Origin of the sequence: Brevibacillus laterosporus LMG 15441, from assembly GCF_000219535.2 — a bacterium.
Classification (GTDB): domain Bacteria; phylum Bacillota; class Bacilli; order Brevibacillales; family Brevibacillaceae; genus Brevibacillus_B; species Brevibacillus_B halotolerans.
In genome coordinates this window covers 3,957,385-3,974,092 of record NZ_CP007806.1, presented here as the reverse complement: position 1 = coordinate 3,974,092, position 16,708 = coordinate 3,957,385, and the positions used below count along the sequence as shown (strand labels likewise).

The 16,708-nt window shown below is 43.2% G+C and carries 13 protein-coding genes; 10 read left to right on the top strand and 3 right to left on the bottom strand.

All coding sequences use genetic code 11. The features are described from left to right. The first annotated feature begins 41 nt into the window (after positions 1-41). The 8 genes from BRLA_RS17480 (at position 42) to BRLA_RS17445 (ending at position 11,917) form a co-directional block, all read left to right on the top strand. On the top strand, positions 42-1,175 hold the full coding sequence (locus tag BRLA_RS17480; protein ID WP_119912798.1) for an ABC transporter ATP-binding protein: 1,134 nt from the start codon (positions 42-44) through the stop codon (positions 1,173-1,175). Positions 1,176-1,258: 83 nt separating this feature from the next. Further along, positions 1,259-3,007 carry an ABC transporter permease gene (locus BRLA_RS17475; RefSeq protein WP_003336561.1) on the top strand — a complete coding sequence of 583 codons (1,749 nt, stop codon included), beginning with the start codon at positions 1,259-1,261 and terminating at the stop codon, positions 3,005-3,007. 152 nt (positions 3,008-3,159) lie between these two features. Further along, positions 3,160-5,694: an NEW3 domain-containing protein gene (locus BRLA_RS17470; protein WP_423752637.1), complete on the top strand. Its 2,535-nt coding sequence runs from the start codon at positions 3,160-3,162 to the stop codon at positions 5,692-5,694. Positions 5,695-5,800: 106 nt separating this feature from the next. After that, positions 5,801-7,321 (top strand): argininosuccinate lyase, encoded by a 1,521-nt coding sequence (gene argH, locus BRLA_RS17465; RefSeq protein WP_003336563.1) that lies wholly within the window; start codon positions 5,801-5,803, stop codon positions 7,319-7,321. Next, on the top strand, positions 7,318-8,304 hold the full coding sequence (locus BRLA_RS17460; protein WP_041752320.1) for an N-acetylglucosamine kinase: 987 nt from the start codon (positions 7,318-7,320) through the stop codon (positions 8,302-8,304). The genes argH and BRLA_RS17460 overlap by 4 nt, the downstream gene beginning before the upstream one ends. 49 nt (positions 8,305-8,353) lie before the next feature. Further along, on the top strand, positions 8,354-9,148 hold the full coding sequence (locus BRLA_RS17455) for a PIG-L deacetylase family protein (RefSeq protein WP_003336565.1): 795 nt from the start codon (positions 8,354-8,356) through the stop codon (positions 9,146-9,148). Positions 9,149-9,343: 195 nt separating this feature from the next. Further along, a complete protein-coding gene (locus BRLA_RS17450; protein ID WP_003336566.1) occupies positions 9,344-10,102 on the top strand; it encodes a metallophosphoesterase family protein in 759 nt (252 codons plus the stop codon). 252 nt (positions 10,103-10,354) lie between these two features. Further along, positions 10,355-11,917, top strand: a complete 1,563-nt coding sequence (locus BRLA_RS17445; protein ID WP_041752318.1) for a site-specific DNA-methyltransferase — start codon at positions 10,355-10,357, stop codon at positions 11,915-11,917. Here the strand turns inward: BRLA_RS17445 and BRLA_RS17440 are convergent. Further along, on the bottom strand, positions 11,883-13,097 hold the full coding sequence (locus tag BRLA_RS17440; RefSeq protein WP_003336570.1) for a helix-turn-helix domain-containing protein: 1,215 nt from the start codon (positions 13,095-13,097) through the stop codon (positions 11,883-11,885). The two genes, BRLA_RS17445 and BRLA_RS17440, sit on opposite strands and share 35 nt — an antisense overlap. 107 nt (positions 13,098-13,204) lie before the next feature. Here BRLA_RS17440 and BRLA_RS17435 point away from each other — a divergent pair, with 107 nt between their 5' ends. Then, positions 13,205-13,564, top strand: a complete 360-nt coding sequence (locus BRLA_RS17435; protein WP_003336571.1) for a hypothetical protein — start codon at positions 13,205-13,207, stop codon at positions 13,562-13,564. A 149-nt stretch (positions 13,565-13,713) separates the two neighbouring features. On the opposite strand, the gene BRLA_RS17430 is transcribed toward BRLA_RS17435, so the two are convergent. Then, a complete protein-coding gene (locus tag BRLA_RS17430) occupies positions 13,714-14,145 on the bottom strand; it encodes an EamA family transporter (protein WP_003336572.1) in 432 nt (143 codons plus the stop codon). A gap of 51 nt (positions 14,146-14,196) precedes the next feature. Continuing rightward, positions 14,197-15,450, bottom strand: a complete 1,254-nt coding sequence (locus BRLA_RS17425; protein WP_003336573.1) for a hypothetical protein — start codon at positions 15,448-15,450, stop codon at positions 14,197-14,199. A 228-nt stretch (positions 15,451-15,678) separates the two neighbouring features. Between BRLA_RS17425 and BRLA_RS17420 the strand changes: the two genes are divergently transcribed. After that, positions 15,679-16,653, top strand: a complete 975-nt coding sequence (locus BRLA_RS17420) for an aldose 1-epimerase (RefSeq protein WP_003336575.1) — start codon at positions 15,679-15,681, stop codon at positions 16,651-16,653. Positions 16,654-16,708: the final 55 nt, after the last annotated feature.

Below are 16,708 nucleotides of genomic sequence, written 5' to 3'. Positions count from 1 at the left end.
TTTTGTTCTGCATGTTGTATGACATGAGAGGAGGAACAGAGTTGACTGGGGTCACGTTAGAGCATGTAACGAAATCTTTTGGTAGCTCAAAAGGGGTCGAAAACGTTCACATTGAGATTAAACAGGGGGAATTTTTCACATTCCTTGGACCAAGCGGATGCGGGAAAACTACTATTTTACGCATGATCGCGGGTTTTTACTATCCCACCAAGGGGCGTATTTTATTTATGAATGCTGATATGACATACGTTCCGCCACACAAACGAAATACAGGTATGGTGTTTCAAAATTATGCTCTTTTCCCTCATATGACAGTGTTTGAAAATATAGCCTTTGGTTTGCAGGTACGCAAGCTTACTAAAGCGCAGATCAAAGAAAAAGTAGAGCAGACACAGAGACTTCTACGTTTGGACGGATTTGGAAATAGGCGAATGGATCAATTATCTGGGGGACAACAACAGCGTGTGGCTCTGGCAAGAGCTTTAGTTATAGAACCCTCCATTCTCTTATTAGACGAACCATTGTCCAACCTGGATGCGAAGTTGCGAGAAGAGACACGTATCGAGATAAAACGGCTGCAATTGGAACTGGGTATTACCACCATCTATGTGACCCATGATCAGGCTGAAGCAATGTCGATGTCCGATCGCATCATGGTGATGCAAAATGGAGAAGTGCAACAGATCGGTATACCAGAAGATATTTATAATCGACCGTCTACTCCGTTTGTGGCTTCTTTTATCGGAGAAACAAATGTATGGGAGGGCGAGGTTGTCCAGATAAATGGAGAGGAAGCTACTGTGCAAGTTGAGTCTGATTTACTTGTAATAGGGTATCGTGATTATGCATCAAATAGCGAGGGGATCAAAGTGGGTGCCAAGGTCTCTCTCTGTATTCGTCCAGAAGCTGTACAGATTGTAAATGATCAGCAAAGAGCTCGGGATATCAATCCTGAACAACGACATGTCTACGAACCGAACCAATGGCATGGTCAAATCAGCCTCTCTGAATTTACTGGGGCTAGTGTGACATATGTTTGTAAAGTCGGTGATAAACAAACGTTGAGAGTCTTGTCTATCCATGCGGGCAATCCAATCAAACAGCGCAAAGAAATGGTTACATTAGTTATTCCGAAAGCCAATGTTTATTTTATTTCTAAAAGAGATCCTGACTAATGGATTCGTGCCGTTTTACAGGCACCACGAGCAAGCGGTTTAGCTTTTCACCTAGTTTTCTTGACGGATAGGGGAGGTACTAGATGGATACTCGACCGAAAGCATCGCAAACTGAGCATGTACCCCAAATCACTACACATCGCCACCTTAAGCTTTTGAACTCCAACTCTTTTGTCTACGTGCTAGTTTCTCCTTTATTTCTTATCCTGCTTGCCTATGTTATTTATCCGTTATGGCAGACCTTTCTGCAAAGTATGAGAATAGATAAACAGTTTACACTTGCTAATTATGCTCATTTTTTTAGCTTGGAGCATACGGCAAATCTGGAAGCTCTTTGGACCAGCTTATACATCTCAGTGCTTAGTGTGATTACATGTGGAATCGTTGGAGTAAGTCTAGCATTTCTATTAGAACGCTATGATTTTCCAGGGCGTAAAATTCTGTCTGTACTAGCCATGGTTCCGATGGCACTCCCCCCTTTGATTGGGGTGCTTTCCTTTACTTTTTTATATGGAGAAAGCGGAATTATTCCCCGAGGCTTACAAGCATTCTTTCAGCTTCAGCAGGTACCTTTTTCATTAAAAGGAATTTGGGGCGTACTGATTGTTCATACTTTTACGATGTACACGTATTTTTATATGACCATCACGGCTGCATTGAAAGGATTAGATCCTTCTCTTGAAGAAGCAGCAGCCAATCTTGGCGCCACTCGATTCGTCGTCTGGAAGCGTGTCATTTTGCCTATGCTAACGCCAGCCATTGTAGCGTCATCCTTGCTTGTATTTATGATTGCGATGGCCTCCTATACGGCTCCGCTTATCTTTGGAATTGATCGCACTATGACGATGCAAATCTATTTATCTCGCACCAACGGCAATCTGGAGATGGCAGCAACACAATCTACGATATTATCGATCGTCTCCATCTTGTTTTTGTTATTGATGCGCTGGTATCAAGGTGTGCGTAATTATCAGAATCAGAGCAAAGGGATTAGCGTACGTCGTACAGAGGTCAAAAGTAAGGCAGGTCGGTATACAGCAATGATGGTCTCTACGATTGGTGTTGTTATTCTTCTGCTGCCGATCCTTGTGCTTGTGCTCTTATCCTTCTCAGTAGATGCTAGCTGGACAGTACAGATATTGCCGCCAGCTTATACGTTTTCTCATTATCTTGACTTGTTTACAGATAGTAAGACATGGAGGCCGATTTTTACAAGTTTTGAGATGAGTTTTTTTGCTACCCTTGGCAATGTGATCTTTGGAGTAGCGGCAGCTTATGCTATGATTCGTCTGAAATTCAGAGGGAAAGCTTTACTAGATATCCTGATTATGCTGCCATGGGCATTGCCTGGCACCGTTGTGGGTGTTAACCTATTGGCTGCTTTTAGCCAGCCGCATCTATTTGGTTTTAATCAGGTTTTGGTGGGAACGATCTGGATTTTACCCTTGGCTTATTTTGTACGTCACCTACCGTTAGTCTTTCGATCTACTTCAGCTACATTGATGCAGACTGATCATTCAGTAGAGGAAGCGGCACGTAATCTAGGAGCTTCCTGGTGGTATAGCTTTCGACGTGTCGTATTTCCTATGGCGTTACGTGGTATTTTAGCAGGGACGTTACTTGCCTTTGTGCAAGGAATCGGGGAATTTGTGGCTTCTATCCTGCTGTTTACGACCAACAGCACGCCAATTTCTGTAGAGATATATAAGCGCATGTATTCTTTTGAATTTGGTACAGCTTGTGCATATGGTGTTTTGCAGATCGTTTTAATTATCATCGTTTTGTTTCTTACTACTAAATGGACGAAGGATCAAGCTGGCTCAGCAGTTTAGGGCTAAGGAGACGGATGAGAAGCAATAATAGCCAATAGGAGGCCGTTTTGAAGAATGGAAATCCACATAGGCTTTCATGAAAAAGCATCCTTAGCGTGTTTCTTTTCCGTAAACATGACCTCATATAAGGGGGAAATCCAGTGAGAAATAGAATGCTATCTCATCGAATGTTCGTTACATGCTGTGCAGGACTCACCAGCCTAGCTGTGATTACCTCATTCGTAATGCTGTCTGCTGTACAGACCGTCCATGCTGATCGGGGGATTGTTGACTTATGGAAAGCAATTCTGCCGGTAACTACAGTGGCTAGTGCAATGAATACGGGCGCACATCCAGATGACGAGCACAGTGCTACGCTTGCCTATCTTAGTTTAGGCAGAGGAATAGAGACAACCAGCCTTATCGCTAATCGTGGAGAAGGTGGGCAAAATGAGATTGGCGACGAGCTTGGTCATTCGTTAGGAATCATTCGTACGCGGGAATTACAAGAGGCATCCAAAATTAGCAACGTAAATCTAATCAATCTCAGTGAACAAATCAATGATCCTATTTATGACTTTGGCTTCTCGAAAAGTCCTGATGAAACCTTAGAAAAATGGGGTGAACAACACACCTATGAACGCTTGATTCGCCATATCCGTCAGGTACGTCCAGACATCGTGATTCCTGCCTTTCTCAATGAAGAGTCTACTCACGGTCATCATCGGGCGATGAATGTGATTACAGTGAGAGCGTTTGAAGATGCCGCCAACCCATCTGTATTTCCTGAACAAATAAAAGCAGGATTATCACCCTGGCAGGTGAAAAAGCTATATGTACCAGCAAATGCTAAGGATTATACGGTTCGAATTCCAATAGGGGATTACGATCAACGATACGGAGCTTCTTACAAGCAGTTGGGAGAAGAATCACGTTTCATGCACAAAAGCCAGGGCATGGGTCGACACTATGACGAAGGGCCGGACTTTGTGTACTACAAGCTAGCAAAATCAGTTGGGCCCATCAAGCAAAAGGAAGCAGACCTGTTTGAGGGAATCTCCTTTACCTTTGAGGAGTGGGCAAAAGAGCTGGCTCGGCAGAAGCAAGCAGGTCGTTTATCTCAAAAAATTCACCAACTACAAAACGATGCAGCACAGATTCTCCATGCCTATCCAGATTTTTTACAGGTAGCGAAGAGCATTCATCGTATGAAAAAGAATGTAACAGACACGATCAGGGAGGCTAAGTCCGCTGATCTAACTGCAGAAAGCAGGGTGGATGTGCTTCACCGATTACAGATAAAAGAGCATCAATTAGATAAAGCGAGTGCAAAGGCCTTGTCACTCGTGGGTAAAGTAACATCCTCTGGCAATGAGCTGATCCCCGGGCAAACAGCCAAAGTAACAGTCACAGCATATAATGGCAGCCAGGTCGCTATTAAAAATGTAAGGATAACGCTGAGGACACCAGATGGATGGAAGGTAAAACCCACAGGACCTACAACGTTTGGGCAGGTCGGCTACAATCAGAGAGTATCAGTGACATATGACGTACATATCCCAAAAGATACGGACAAATTCCATCCGTACCGCTTACCCATCCTCTCTAGCGATATCACCTACAATGCTTTTGGAGAGGACGCGACATTACATGCTGTACCGCAAGCTACAGTGGGGATTTTGCCACCATTTTCCCTATCGCTTAATCCGAATGCTACCGTGTTAAACACCCTACAGCAAAACCAAGAGATTCCCATTCAAGTTACGGTAAAAAACTATACACCAGGTGCTAGCGAGCCAACGATTTCGCTTATGTTGCCAGCTGGTTGGACTGTTAAGCCAGCTTCAAGTAAACTCAGCTTTGCTCAGAAAGGGGAAACGAGAAGCATTTCGTTTCGCGTAACCCCGTCCCCAAAAGTAAAAAACGGTACCTACGAGATTACAGCAAAAGCTAGTGCAACAGGATTAGGGAGTCATGAAAATGTGCAGGTCATTACATATCCACACATTGGAACCACCTATTACATCCATCCTGCTACCCTTGCCATTCAAGCTTTTGATCTAAGGATAGAAAAAAATAGAAAGGTAGGATATATTTCTAGTGGCTTTGATCAAATCGACCACTATCTGCGGCAAGTAGGGATAAACGTGGTTAATTTGGATGCAAAGGCAGTAGAATCAGGTGATTTACAGCAATATGACACAATTGTGCTGGGGATACGTGCGTACGGATTCCGGCCAGAGCTGATCCCAAGTAATAAACGTCTACTCCAATACGTTGAAAATGGCGGTAATCTAATCGTTCAGTACCATAAACCGGAGGATAAATGGACACCTGATCTGGCTCCTTATCCCATTACCATTGGGCAACCGCTGATAAAGTGGCGTGTTACTGATGAAAATTCCAAGGTGACCATGTTACAACCCGCGCACCCTTTATTTACAACTCCCAACAAAATAACTGCACAGGACTGGAAGGACTGGGTTCAGGATCGTTCTGCCTACAATCCGTCTGCTTGGGGGAAGGAGTACACAGAGCTGATAAGCCATGGTGATCCTAATGAGAAGGAGTTCACAGGTACCTATTTAACTGCCAAATATGGCAAAGGATCCTACACGTACAGCTCCTTGGTCTGGTATCGACAAATACCCAATTTAGTACCAGGAGCCATTCGCATGTTTGTTAATATGATCAGTTTGAAGCAATAAGGCAGTCTATTTAGCTACATCCGTGAAGGGTCTCCATCTTACAGGGACCCTCTGCACGGATGTATGGAAGGCAAGGTCCATAAAAATAGACAAGGAGGCATCCCGCATGAAATTTCAAGCTCGACAAGCGAGAATGTACAATCAGGAAGGAACAAGCTTCCCAGGGAAAACCTATGCCAAGGTGGTTTTGGAGCCAGCTTATGAAGAGGCAAAGGCCCACCTATTAGCTCCCATGCTGGCTATCAATAAGGCCCACCTAATCATGTTAAAAGAGCAGGGATTGCTTTCTAAGGAGGAAGCAAGACAAATCGCAGATGCATTACAGAAGCTAGATATAGACGCTTTGCGAAAGTCTGGTTACACAGGTGAATATGAGGACTTATTTTTTCAGGTAGAAAATCAATTGCTAGAGCAAGCAGGTGACATTGCCGGCAATTTACACTTGGCTCGTAGCCGCAATGATATGGGTATTTGCATGTATCGAATGGTGCTAAGGGAGAAGCTACTTGCGACTTATTCAACGGGAGTGCTTCTGCATGAATATTTACTGCAAGTAGCCGAAGAGCACATCGATACTATCATGCTTGGTTACACACATACTCAACAGGCACAACCCACCACCCTTGCTCACTATGTAATGGCGATGGCAGATTCTCTGGAACGCGATCTGCGCCGAATACGCTCTGCTTATGACAATTGTAATAAAAGTCCAATGGGCGCGGCGGCACTGACCACCTCGGGCTTTACGATCAGTCGTGCTCACATGCAAGAATTATTAGGCTTTGATGAAATGGTGGAAAATTCCTACGATGCCATTAGCGGTGCAGATTATCTTGGCGAGGCGATGCTGGCAGTTCAATTAGCTGCGATTAATCTTGGGCGATCGGTGCAGGATTTTCTGCTGTGGTGCACGCAAGAATGTAACGCTGTGAGAGTGGCCGATCCCTATGTGCAAGTCAGCTCTATTATGCCGCAAAAGCGCAATCCCGTTTCCTTGGAGCATATGCGTTCCTTATTATCCAGCTGCGTAGGCACGACTAATACAGTGCTTTCGATGATGCATAACACACCGTTTGGTGATATTGTGGATACAGAAGATGACATGCAGCCGTATGTATGGAAAAGCTTGTCCATTTTAGATAACATGTATCATTTACTAATTGCTGTCATTACAACGATGCAAATCAATAAAGAGGTGCTCTCGGCACGTGTTAAGGGAAGCTTTGCCACAGTGACAGAATTAGCGGATACATTAGTACGTACAGATAAGCTATCTTTTAGAACCTCGCATCGTATTGTCAGCGATGTGGTACAACAGGCGATCAAGCAGAAAATAACAGCCGATCAAATAACACTTCACATGGTAAATGAGGCAGCCCAACATGTGATTCATAGAGAAGTGGTACTTACTGAGGCAGAGCTTGCTGAAGCGCTTGATCCTGTACATTTTGTCACCATCCGTTCTTTACCGGGTGGCCCTAGCCCCAGAGAAATGATGCGCATGATTGAAACGCGAAAATCAACACAGGAGCTGATGCACAACTGGTGGCAGACAGCAGCATTGCGTTGTCAATCCGCCTTGTCACAATTGGATGAAATCTTGTCAACATGGAGTGATAACACATGAACCAATGGCATATTCCTCTTCTTGCGGTAGATGGAGGAGGCACAAAAAGCTTGGCGATGTTCGTGAATTACAACCAGCAGGTACTGGGAACAGGAATGGCTGGATCATGTAACTATCATGGAAAAGGTGTGGAGTCAGCTACATATGAGTTGAAATTGGCGATTCAAAGAGCAATCAATGAAGCCATGCCTACACAGGTACAGAATCATTCTCAAATAAATGCTCCACTACAAGTAGACTGCGCTGTTTTTGGCATAGCTGGTCTAGATACTTCCTATGATCGAGCTATCATAGTAAAGCTAGTGAACCAAGTGCTATTTGATTTGAACATTCAAATAAAGAAGCTAATTGTTGAAAACGATTGTGTTGCTGCCCTTCTAGGTGCCACACGTGGTAAGCCTGGCATATTGGCCATTGCCGGCACGGGGTCCATTGTTTGTGGGATAGGTAAGGATGGAAAGAGAAGCAGAGTTGGCGGCTGGGGACATCTAGTAGGTGATGAAGGTAGTGGTTATTGGATCGGCAAACAAGCGTTAACGGCTATATTTCAAGCATCAGATGGACGCTCGGATGCTACATTGCTTGCAGAGGAAGTCCTTACCTATTTGCAAATAGAAGATGTAGAACAGCTTTTTCACTGGGTCTATAATGAAAAAACGTATTCAGTGGACAGAGTAGGTGAACTATCCCGCCTTGTAAGTAGAGCAGCGCACAAAGGAGATCAAACAGCACACCGGATTTTAGAAAGAGCTGCAGATGAATTGTTTGCAGGTATAAAAACAGTCATGGATCAGCTTGACTTACAAGAGTTAGCTTGTCAGGTTATTTTACAAGGAGGCGTGCTGAAGCATGAGCCACTCGTAAGACAAAGGCTTATTCAATCAATTAGTGAATATGCTCCGCAAGCAATCGTGGACGAGAATGAGCAAGAACCCATTCAAGGAGTAATTGCTATGGGGCTTGTTGCCATGAGTAGTTCTTAAGCCTCTACTGTCAACCTAATAAATTCAGGGCACAAAGGGAGGGAGTAGCATGAGGAAAGCAAGCGAGAATGCTCAAGTAAGGCGTCTGCTGTTTCTTTTTCCACATCCCGATGATGAATCGTTTGCCTGCGCAGGAACCATGGCAAAATACAGCGAATTAGGACAGCTAATTTATTTGGTGACAGCTACTTCAGGAGATAAAGGAAAGTGCGGACCCTATTCGATCACCTGTCAAAAGCAGCTGGCTGTCTTGCGTGAGCGCGAATTAAGCAGTGCCCTCAGCGTCTTGGGAGTAGCCGAATTGCTGTTATATCGCTTTCCAGACGGCGGGCTGGCCCAGATGGACCAAAGCGTGCTCACCGAACGCGTACTTCAGACGCTCCTGTCTATTAACCCTCAGATCATCATCACCTTTCCACCAGATGGCGTTACAGGTCATCCCGATCATATTGCGCTTTCTCATGCGGTAGAAACAGCGGTGAAACGTTATGAAGAACAACTACCCCAACAGGAATATCCTGATTTGTATTATGTCTCCATTCCCCATTATTACGATCATTGTAAGGAGCGTCCTCCACAAGCAACGTTCCCTATAACAGCAAAAGTTGATATTTCAAACTATAAGGCTCACAAGGGGAAGGCATTGCAGGCCTACAAGAGCCAGGAATATTCAGTTAATAAAGCATTCCCTGGAGTGCTACAGGGTGATTTTTCCGTAATAAACCCTTATGAATATTACACACGGGTTCGTTCAAGGGGACGAAATGAGTTTCAAGATGAGCATGGTCGCAAGCTACAGGATGCGAATATCCCGACTTTTTGCTTTTTAGAAGGGTTGGAGTAAGCCGGCACTGCTACTATTGTAATCGGGGATGACATCTAAAAAGTCTGCTTGTATGCTTCTTTTGTTGGTATTTTTGTTTTGAGAAAGTTACCTCTTTTCTGAATAAACCTTGTCACCCTCTTCTAGCTCATGTAAGGTAATACAATGGAAACAAAAACTCCCCATACCGTAGACAGATAAAGGAAGTGAGACAGCATGAAACGTACACTGGTAATGAGCGATATTCATGGAGAATTGGATAAAATGGAACAATTATTAGCAAAAGCGAATTACCATGCAGACAAGGATCAGCTCATCTTGTTAGGCGATTACGTAGATCGTGGCCCCAATTCCAAGGGAGTTATCGCGAAAGTAAAGGAACTGACTCAGGCAGGAGCTATTGCCTTAAAAGGAAATCATGAGGATATGATGATCAAGGCCTTAACTATTGCCAATAAATTTTGGATGGGCAGGTGGATGCGTAACAATGCGCCTACAACATTGCGCCTCTATGGATTGGAATTGCCTTTAACAGAAGAAGAAGCCTTTCAACAGGTGATCAGACCAGAACCAGGCTCAAATGAACCACCTAAAATATTACCTAAGAAGGATGCGCCGGGGATTAAGCTGGAATTACCCGCCCAGCTCCTAGAGGACATTCGATTTTTAGAACAATTACCGCTCTATTATGAGACAGAGGAATACATCTTCATTCATGCAGGGGTGCATCCAGACAAATCTTTGGACGAAATGGACGAGCAGGAAATGCTCTGGATACGTGAAGAATTTCATAATGGATATGCGGGAGAAAAGACAGTCATTTTTGGACATACATCTACAAACTATTTACATGCAGATGGCAGTACAGATGTTTATTTTGGTAAAAATAAAATTATCGGCATTGACGGAGGCTGTGTTTACGGAGGTAAATTACACTGTCTGGAGTTACCAAGTCGAAAGGTTTATACAATTTAATCGCTCTGTGACAATAGAGAGGCTGTTTTCCTAAGCGGGAGAGCAGCCTTTTTTTGATGAAAAACCCTCGAACTATCAGCTTCCGCAAGCCATTTAGGGAAGAAGTTTAATCCAAGTAGACAGCTAATCCTCATACTCTAGCCTCTTCTTTTAGACTTAGCTTCTGGAAAGGAAAAAATTTGAAAATGACGAATATGTATCCAGAGAACGTAATAGAAGTAGGTTTCCTATTACAGTGGAGGTGTCGAGTAATTGGAGGAACGAAAGCAAGACCTACTTGAGTGGCAAAAAGAGAATCGCAAAAAGCTAAATGAGCATTTCCCGAGCTTGTTTCATCAAGGAATTCTGGTAAGGAGTGAATGGTTAAAGCTGTTTGGCGAGGATACCTTACACGATGATAGATACGGGTTGTTTTGGCCGAGTAAGAGGACTGCAATACAGGAGGCATCATTGAAACCAGCGTTCCCCACTCCCACACTTAATGTAGCATGTTCTAAAAATGCCAGTGAAACAGAAAATCTGTATATAGAAGGGGACAATTTAGATGGATTGCGACTTCTATGTAGCACACATACAGGTAAAATACAATGCATCTACATAGACCCACCTTATAATACCGGTAAAAACTTCATTTATAAAGATAACTACCACAGTAAAATGAAGAGCAAAATCCTGCATAAACACTCTTCTGCATTTGATCAGCAATGGCGAGAAAACATGCATAACGATTGGCTTACGATGATGTATCCCCGCTTGGCAATTGCACGACAGCTACTGACAGAGGATGGCGTTATCCTCATTAGTATTGATTCAAAGGAATTTGCAAATCTGCGCCTTATCTGTGATGAGCTTTATGGTGAGCAAAATTATGTAGGTGAGTTTATTTGGAGCGGAGGCAGAAAAAATGACGCCAAGTTTATATCGATCTCGCATGAATTTATTTTGGTATATGGAAAAAATGTAAGCTATCTGCAACAACACCGAAAAGTTTGGCGTGAGAAAAAAACAGGCCTGGCGGAAATTTACAAGCAAGGTAAGCATCTTGCCAAAAAATATAACGGACAATATCGTGAGGCGAGTCGGGAATTAAAAAAATGGTTTCGCACATTGCCAGAGAACCACGCCTCTAAGCAGCACAGCCATTATGCCGCAATTGATGAAAAAGGAGTTTACTTTCCAGGAGACATCTCTTGGCCGGGCGGTGGGGGACCTGTCTATGATGTCTTGCATCCCGTTACTAAAAAGCCTGTTAAGGTTCCGGCGAGAGGCTGGGCTTATACCGAACAACGCATGAAAGAATTCCTACAGGCAGATTTGATCCATTTTGGTATAGATGAAACAACGATCCCCTGTATAAAACGATATCTCCATGACACAGAGCATCAGGTTCCATACAGCGTGTTTTATCATGATGGCAGAAGGGCGATGAAACGCTTGCGAAAGCTCATGGATGGTCAACTTTTTCCCTTTCCAAAGGACGAACGCTTAATGAAAAAGGTGCTGGAGATTGTCACGCAAAAAGAATCCATTGTTTTAGATTTTTTTGCAGGGTCTTCTACTACCGCCCATGCTGTTATGCAGCTTAATGCAGAAGATGGGGGAAAACGTAAATTTATCATGATTCAGCTACCAGAAGCCATACCAGCTACTTCTACAGCTTATCATCAAGGCTACCGAACCATTTGTGAGCTAGGCCAGGAACGAATCAGACGAGCGGGAGAACAGATTTTCCAGGAAACAGGAAGCCAGCAGACTGATTATGGATTTCGGGTCATTACGCTTAGCGATGCTGATAAAGATACAGCAGTCGATTAAGGGACTCTTGCTTGCCCTGTGGATGGTAATCGCCATAGCAGATGAGACTGTGCAAATAACTTTGTTCTGCTTGCAAAAACTTACCTAACTGCTGATAATATTGACCTAGTAAACGATAAAAATGACCGTAGCTTCTTTTTTCAAGATAAGTTTCGGGTTGGATGCTCCAAAGATCTTTATCCTCAAGTAAAGAGGAAATATTCGAAATGTGGCCATAATCTAAGTATATCTCCATGAGCTGATTGACCACTGCGAGAATGGTTTTACGGCTAGCATGCGTTAGACATTTTTTAAACTGCCGAATAGCGGTTGCTTTATTACCTATTCGATACTCAAGCAATGCTCTCATTAGTCTGTAATGCTCAGAAGAGGAAGTGCGGGAGATTTGACTATAGCAAATAAAAGCCTCTTTTGCTCCCTGGAAATCCTCCAATGCATACGATGAATAAAATAAGGTGCGGTAAGCCTCAATCGTGTCAGTAGGCTTGCGTTGAGCAATCTGCAATAGCTCCTTACTATACAAGATGGATTCGTCGTAGCGGCCTAATAGATAGGCATGCATGCTAATGTGCTGGTATAGCTGGATTTGTTGCTCAGCAGGCAGGAGATCAGCATAAAATAAAACGTTTTTTCCTAGGTAAAAGGCGGATTCGAAGTCCGCTTCTTTTTGTTGTGCCATTACATATAATTGGAGAAAAAGTTGAGCCAAATGCTGTAGCAAGCCGTGGTCTCTCGCATACTGAGCCATGAGATCGTACAGCGTTTGTTTTAACACACTGTCTTTTACTAGTTGAGTTTGTTCATATAACCTATTGAGCAGGCGGTCGGTCTCTTCCTGAGGAGACTTTAAATAACTAAGTGCAACTTTGCGCACGAGCTGTATATTGCCAATGAGGAGGGCATCCTCCAACAGCTCCTCAACTATTTCAAGCCGTGGTTCCACCAATAAATACGCTTCGATAATTTCTGCATAGGGGATGTGCAGGTGTTCGACGAGGGGTTTTAATGTTTTTAATTCTGGACGCTTCGTATCAGCATTTTCAATTTTGGAGATGACGCCCTTACTAATCCCAGTCATGTAGGCAAGCTGTGTGATTGAAAGGTTGGCTTGCTGCCGATAATTGCGAATGATTTCGCCGATAGTGACGTAATGCATACTATCTTGAAATAAAGTGCTCATGAGTTGACCCCTTCTTTCCTCACAGATTTTTACCAAAAAGTAGCCCAAATAAGGTATACAATCCTTAAATTTGTTTATAACAAGGCTATGAAGTAGTTAGAGGAGGTATGAAAACGTTGCGTGGATTCTGGATAAAGCTAATTCTGACTCCTTTTTTATTCCTGTTACTAGATAATGTGTATGGTGGCATTTATTATCCTTATTGGTGGGAACCTGTAGTAGCAGGTGTAGTGGTAGCACTCCTTGGTCAGTTAATGGAAGTAATGTTTTTGCAGCCAGGTACATTATGGTTAACGACTTTTCTTGATATGCTCATGTGTTTGGTTGTCGTCTTCTTTACTAAATTTATCTTTAGTGGAACAAAAATGGGGATGGATGGTATTTTCTTTTTCGCTGTTTTTTTCGGTCTAACCGAGTATTTCTTGCATCTGTGGCTTATACGCAGTGGCCGCGTGGAGAAAGTATGAGTTAAAAACCGAGGCGCGTAGTACTCGGTAGCGATCTTGTGCTAGCCAGCCAAGATCGCTTTTTTTCATTGTGAAAGAGGATAGGAATATACGTTCTATTAGGTGATAAAAGAAAGGCCTGACAAACATCAGGCAATAACAAGGTATGGCTACGAACCAAAGGCCACTAATAAAGTTCCAACGGCAATTAGTCCAATGCCGATACCGCCAATGAGGCTAACGCGTTCGCCAAGAAATACAAAAGCTAAACCAACAGCCAGCACGACACTTAATTTATCAATGGGCCCAACCTGAGCGACCTTTCCATATTTTAAGGCCACAAAGTAAAATAACCATGATAATGCTCCAGCTACACCGCTTAGCACGATGAAGGAAAGAGCCTTTTTGTTGGCAATAACTTCGCCAAAGGCACTCCATTTTCCTTCAAAAAGAACCACACCAAGTAAAAATAAAGCCATAATAACAGCTCGAATAGCAGTTGCCGTATTTGCATCCACTTGACTTAACCCAATTTTTCCGAAAATAGATACCAATGCTGCCATCAGGGCAGATAATAATGCAAAAAGCAACCAAGCCTGCATGGAAAGAACCACCTTTGTATGTAAGAAATGTGTATTACTTATAGATAGCACTTAGGTTGTTTGACGTTCAAAGGTCTGAAGCATGTGCTCTAAAAGGTAAATAAATTCTGCTTTTTTACAATAATAGCATTGATCGAGCCAAAATGGATGAAGATTATGCCAAACTGTTGGCTCCGCTACATGACGAAAGCGTCCAAATAGCTGACGCGGGTAGGATGCATGCGTAAATGATATTTCATATTGATCATTTGCATAACGGGTTTGTTCTTTGGTTGATTCACGTACGAATCCGCGAGCTGCCAAAGGTGGATCTGCAATCTCGATCAAGAGATCACGGGATGAAAATAACTCCAGATTTCCATCGATTTGCTGGAAGAAAGCGGGACCATATTCCAAAAATAAATGGAGTACCTCATATAAACATTCCGACAGCTCTTGTTCATCTGCATAGCTTTTCCATTGGGCTACGCCGTGTGTGCGACCCCATTTCTCTTCAGACCAGGTCCATAGATCAATACTGCCGTAACTCTCATGCTGCAATGAAGCAGTGAACCTTCGTTGCCTTTTATGAAACGATAAGAGCAAGCCGGTATTCGTGATAGCAGGAGTTGTACAATAAAAAGCAAACTGTTCGAGGGCTCTGCTACCTGTTTTTGCAACTGCTTCAGTTGGGGGAAAGACGGCTTCAGACAGAATAAAACCAGCTTTAAGCAATTGCTCCTGCAAGCAAGCCCTGACCATTTTATTTACTCGAACAGGTGAACGCCGGCACTTATTTACAAGGATGCGATGCTGTTGCAGAAATTGAGCTGTTTGGCTAGATAAGAATGCGTAGGAACAGCCTTCCACACCAGTTATATCGAAGGCTTGAAGAAAGAGTGTCCTAGCTTTTTCATGTGTGTTCTGGTCTTGTTCATGTAATAGCATGTAGTTCAGAAACCTCTCAAAGCTTGTCGAGCATGCCACCCAATCAGACAAAGCCGATAAGGTACCTTCCAAATGCCTCTCAGGAGTGAAATCATTATAAGGAACGAACAAAGAAACCAAAGCTTCACCGTTCACATAGCTGGAAAATCCCCAAGCGTGATCGGGCAAATGAACCACATAGATACTGAGTTGCCCCGTAATTTCCGAGATGTAAGCAGCGAATTCATCACTTCCCTCTTCTTCCTCAGCTAGCATGACTGCGGTCCAATTTTGGTTGATTGGATAAAGAAAGGATTTGATGTTATGTTGCTTTACAATCGTTTGCACATGATCTTTATCTATCTGATAAAGCAATGTGGCATAAGTAGTGTAACCCATGCCGTCATTCCCTCCTGTCTTTTTACACAAGTTCTCTATCGGAAATCGTACCATATGAAATCATGTGGTTTCCAGCTAACAATTCCTTTTAGAGAATGGGTTCATTAAGCGCATTTGCTTGTTTTTTAATTTCGGATTGCGTTACACTACAAAATGAAAGAACATCCATGAATCATGGAAATGAGACATTGCTCAATTATGATGCGGTAAGAGGGAAAGGAGATTGTCATGACAAGATATCAAGTAGCGGAACGAAAAGTAGACGATTACATAACATATGTCCTAACTGATGCAGAATATCCAGCGGAAGCTCATCTAGTGCCAGGGCTTGGAAATAATTTATTTCGTTTTTCAGTGAATAATCATGAGGTATTTGTATCACCTGAAAAAATTTCCATGATCAGGGATGCTTCTGCCCGTTTTGGAAATCCGATTTTGTTTCCGCCCAATAAAATTAGACATGGAAGCTTTTCCTTTAACGGAAAGAAATATCAACTCGGATTAAACAAAGGGGAGCATCATTCTCACGGAGAATTACGTGTACGCGCTTGGAACGTGATAGCTCGCGGTGCAAAAGCTGATCGTGGTGCGTTCGTCGAATCCGAGTTTGATTTTGCCGATCACCCTGATTTATTGGAGGCATTTCAGGCACGTCTGGTGTTTCGCTTTACCTATGTTTTACAAGATGGCGTTCTACGTCTGGAGGGGGAAGTGAAGAACGAGAGCGAAGTGGCGGCTCCGTTTATGTTAGGATTCCATCCTTATTTCCATGTGAAGCAGGGGCACGAACAGCAAACAATCATGCAGGTTTCTTCAAAACTAGAGTGGCCCGTAAATAAGGAAGGGTTCGTAGATGGTTCACCGACCTCAACTGATTTGTGTCAGCAATTAACCAAGGGGCTAGCCTATCCTGATATGCCAAAAGGACGAGATCATGCTTTTGTTACAGTAGAGGATGGAACCACCAGTTGCGAACTGATTGATGAGCAAGAAAGTCATAAAATTGTTTATGAATTTGGAGATCAATTCCCATTCATGCTAGTCTTCCAACCTAGCTGGAATAACAGTGTGTCTCTTGAGCCATACACGGCTGTCACAGATGCTTTTAATTTAGATGTAGCAGCAGAGCAGACAGGGGCTCGTGGTCTGGAGCCGGGGGAGCAATTTGTCTTTACACATACTTTCCGTGTAGAAAAGCTGTAAGCCGAAAATAACGATAGCGCAGTATTCCTTGCTTTTATAGCAGACGGGAAGTAAC

Coding starts and splice junctions, on each gene's coding strand:
- BRLA_RS17455 (WP_003336565.1), top strand. CDS start 8,354: ATGAGGAAAGCAAGCGAGAATGCTCAAGTAAGGCGTCTGCTGTTTCTT.
- BRLA_RS17425 (WP_003336573.1), bottom strand. CDS start 15,450: ATGGGTTACACTACTTATGCCACATTGCTTTATCAGATAGATAAAGAT.
- BRLA_RS17460 (WP_041752320.1), top strand. CDS start 7,318: ATGAACCAATGGCATATTCCTCTTCTTGCGGTAGATGGAGGAGGCACA.
- BRLA_RS17450 (WP_003336566.1), top strand. CDS start 9,344: ATGAAACGTACACTGGTAATGAGCGATATTCATGGAGAATTGGATAAA.
- BRLA_RS17435 (WP_003336571.1), top strand. CDS start 13,205: ATGAAAACGTTGCGTGGATTCTGGATAAAGCTAATTCTGACTCCTTTT.
- argH (WP_003336563.1), top strand. CDS start 5,801: ATGAAATTTCAAGCTCGACAAGCGAGAATGTACAATCAGGAAGGAACA.
- BRLA_RS17475 (WP_003336561.1), top strand. CDS start 1,259: ATGGATACTCGACCGAAAGCATCGCAAACTGAGCATGTACCCCAAATC.
- BRLA_RS17430 (WP_003336572.1), bottom strand. CDS start 14,145: ATGCAGGCTTGGTTGCTTTTTGCATTATTATCTGCCCTGATGGCAGCA.
- BRLA_RS17440 (WP_003336570.1), bottom strand. CDS start 13,097: ATGAGCACTTTATTTCAAGATAGTATGCATTACGTCACTATCGGCGAA.
- BRLA_RS17470 (WP_423752637.1), top strand. CDS start 3,160: ATGCTATCTCATCGAATGTTCGTTACATGCTGTGCAGGACTCACCAGC.
- BRLA_RS17420 (WP_003336575.1), top strand. CDS start 15,679: ATGACAAGATATCAAGTAGCGGAACGAAAAGTAGACGATTACATAACA.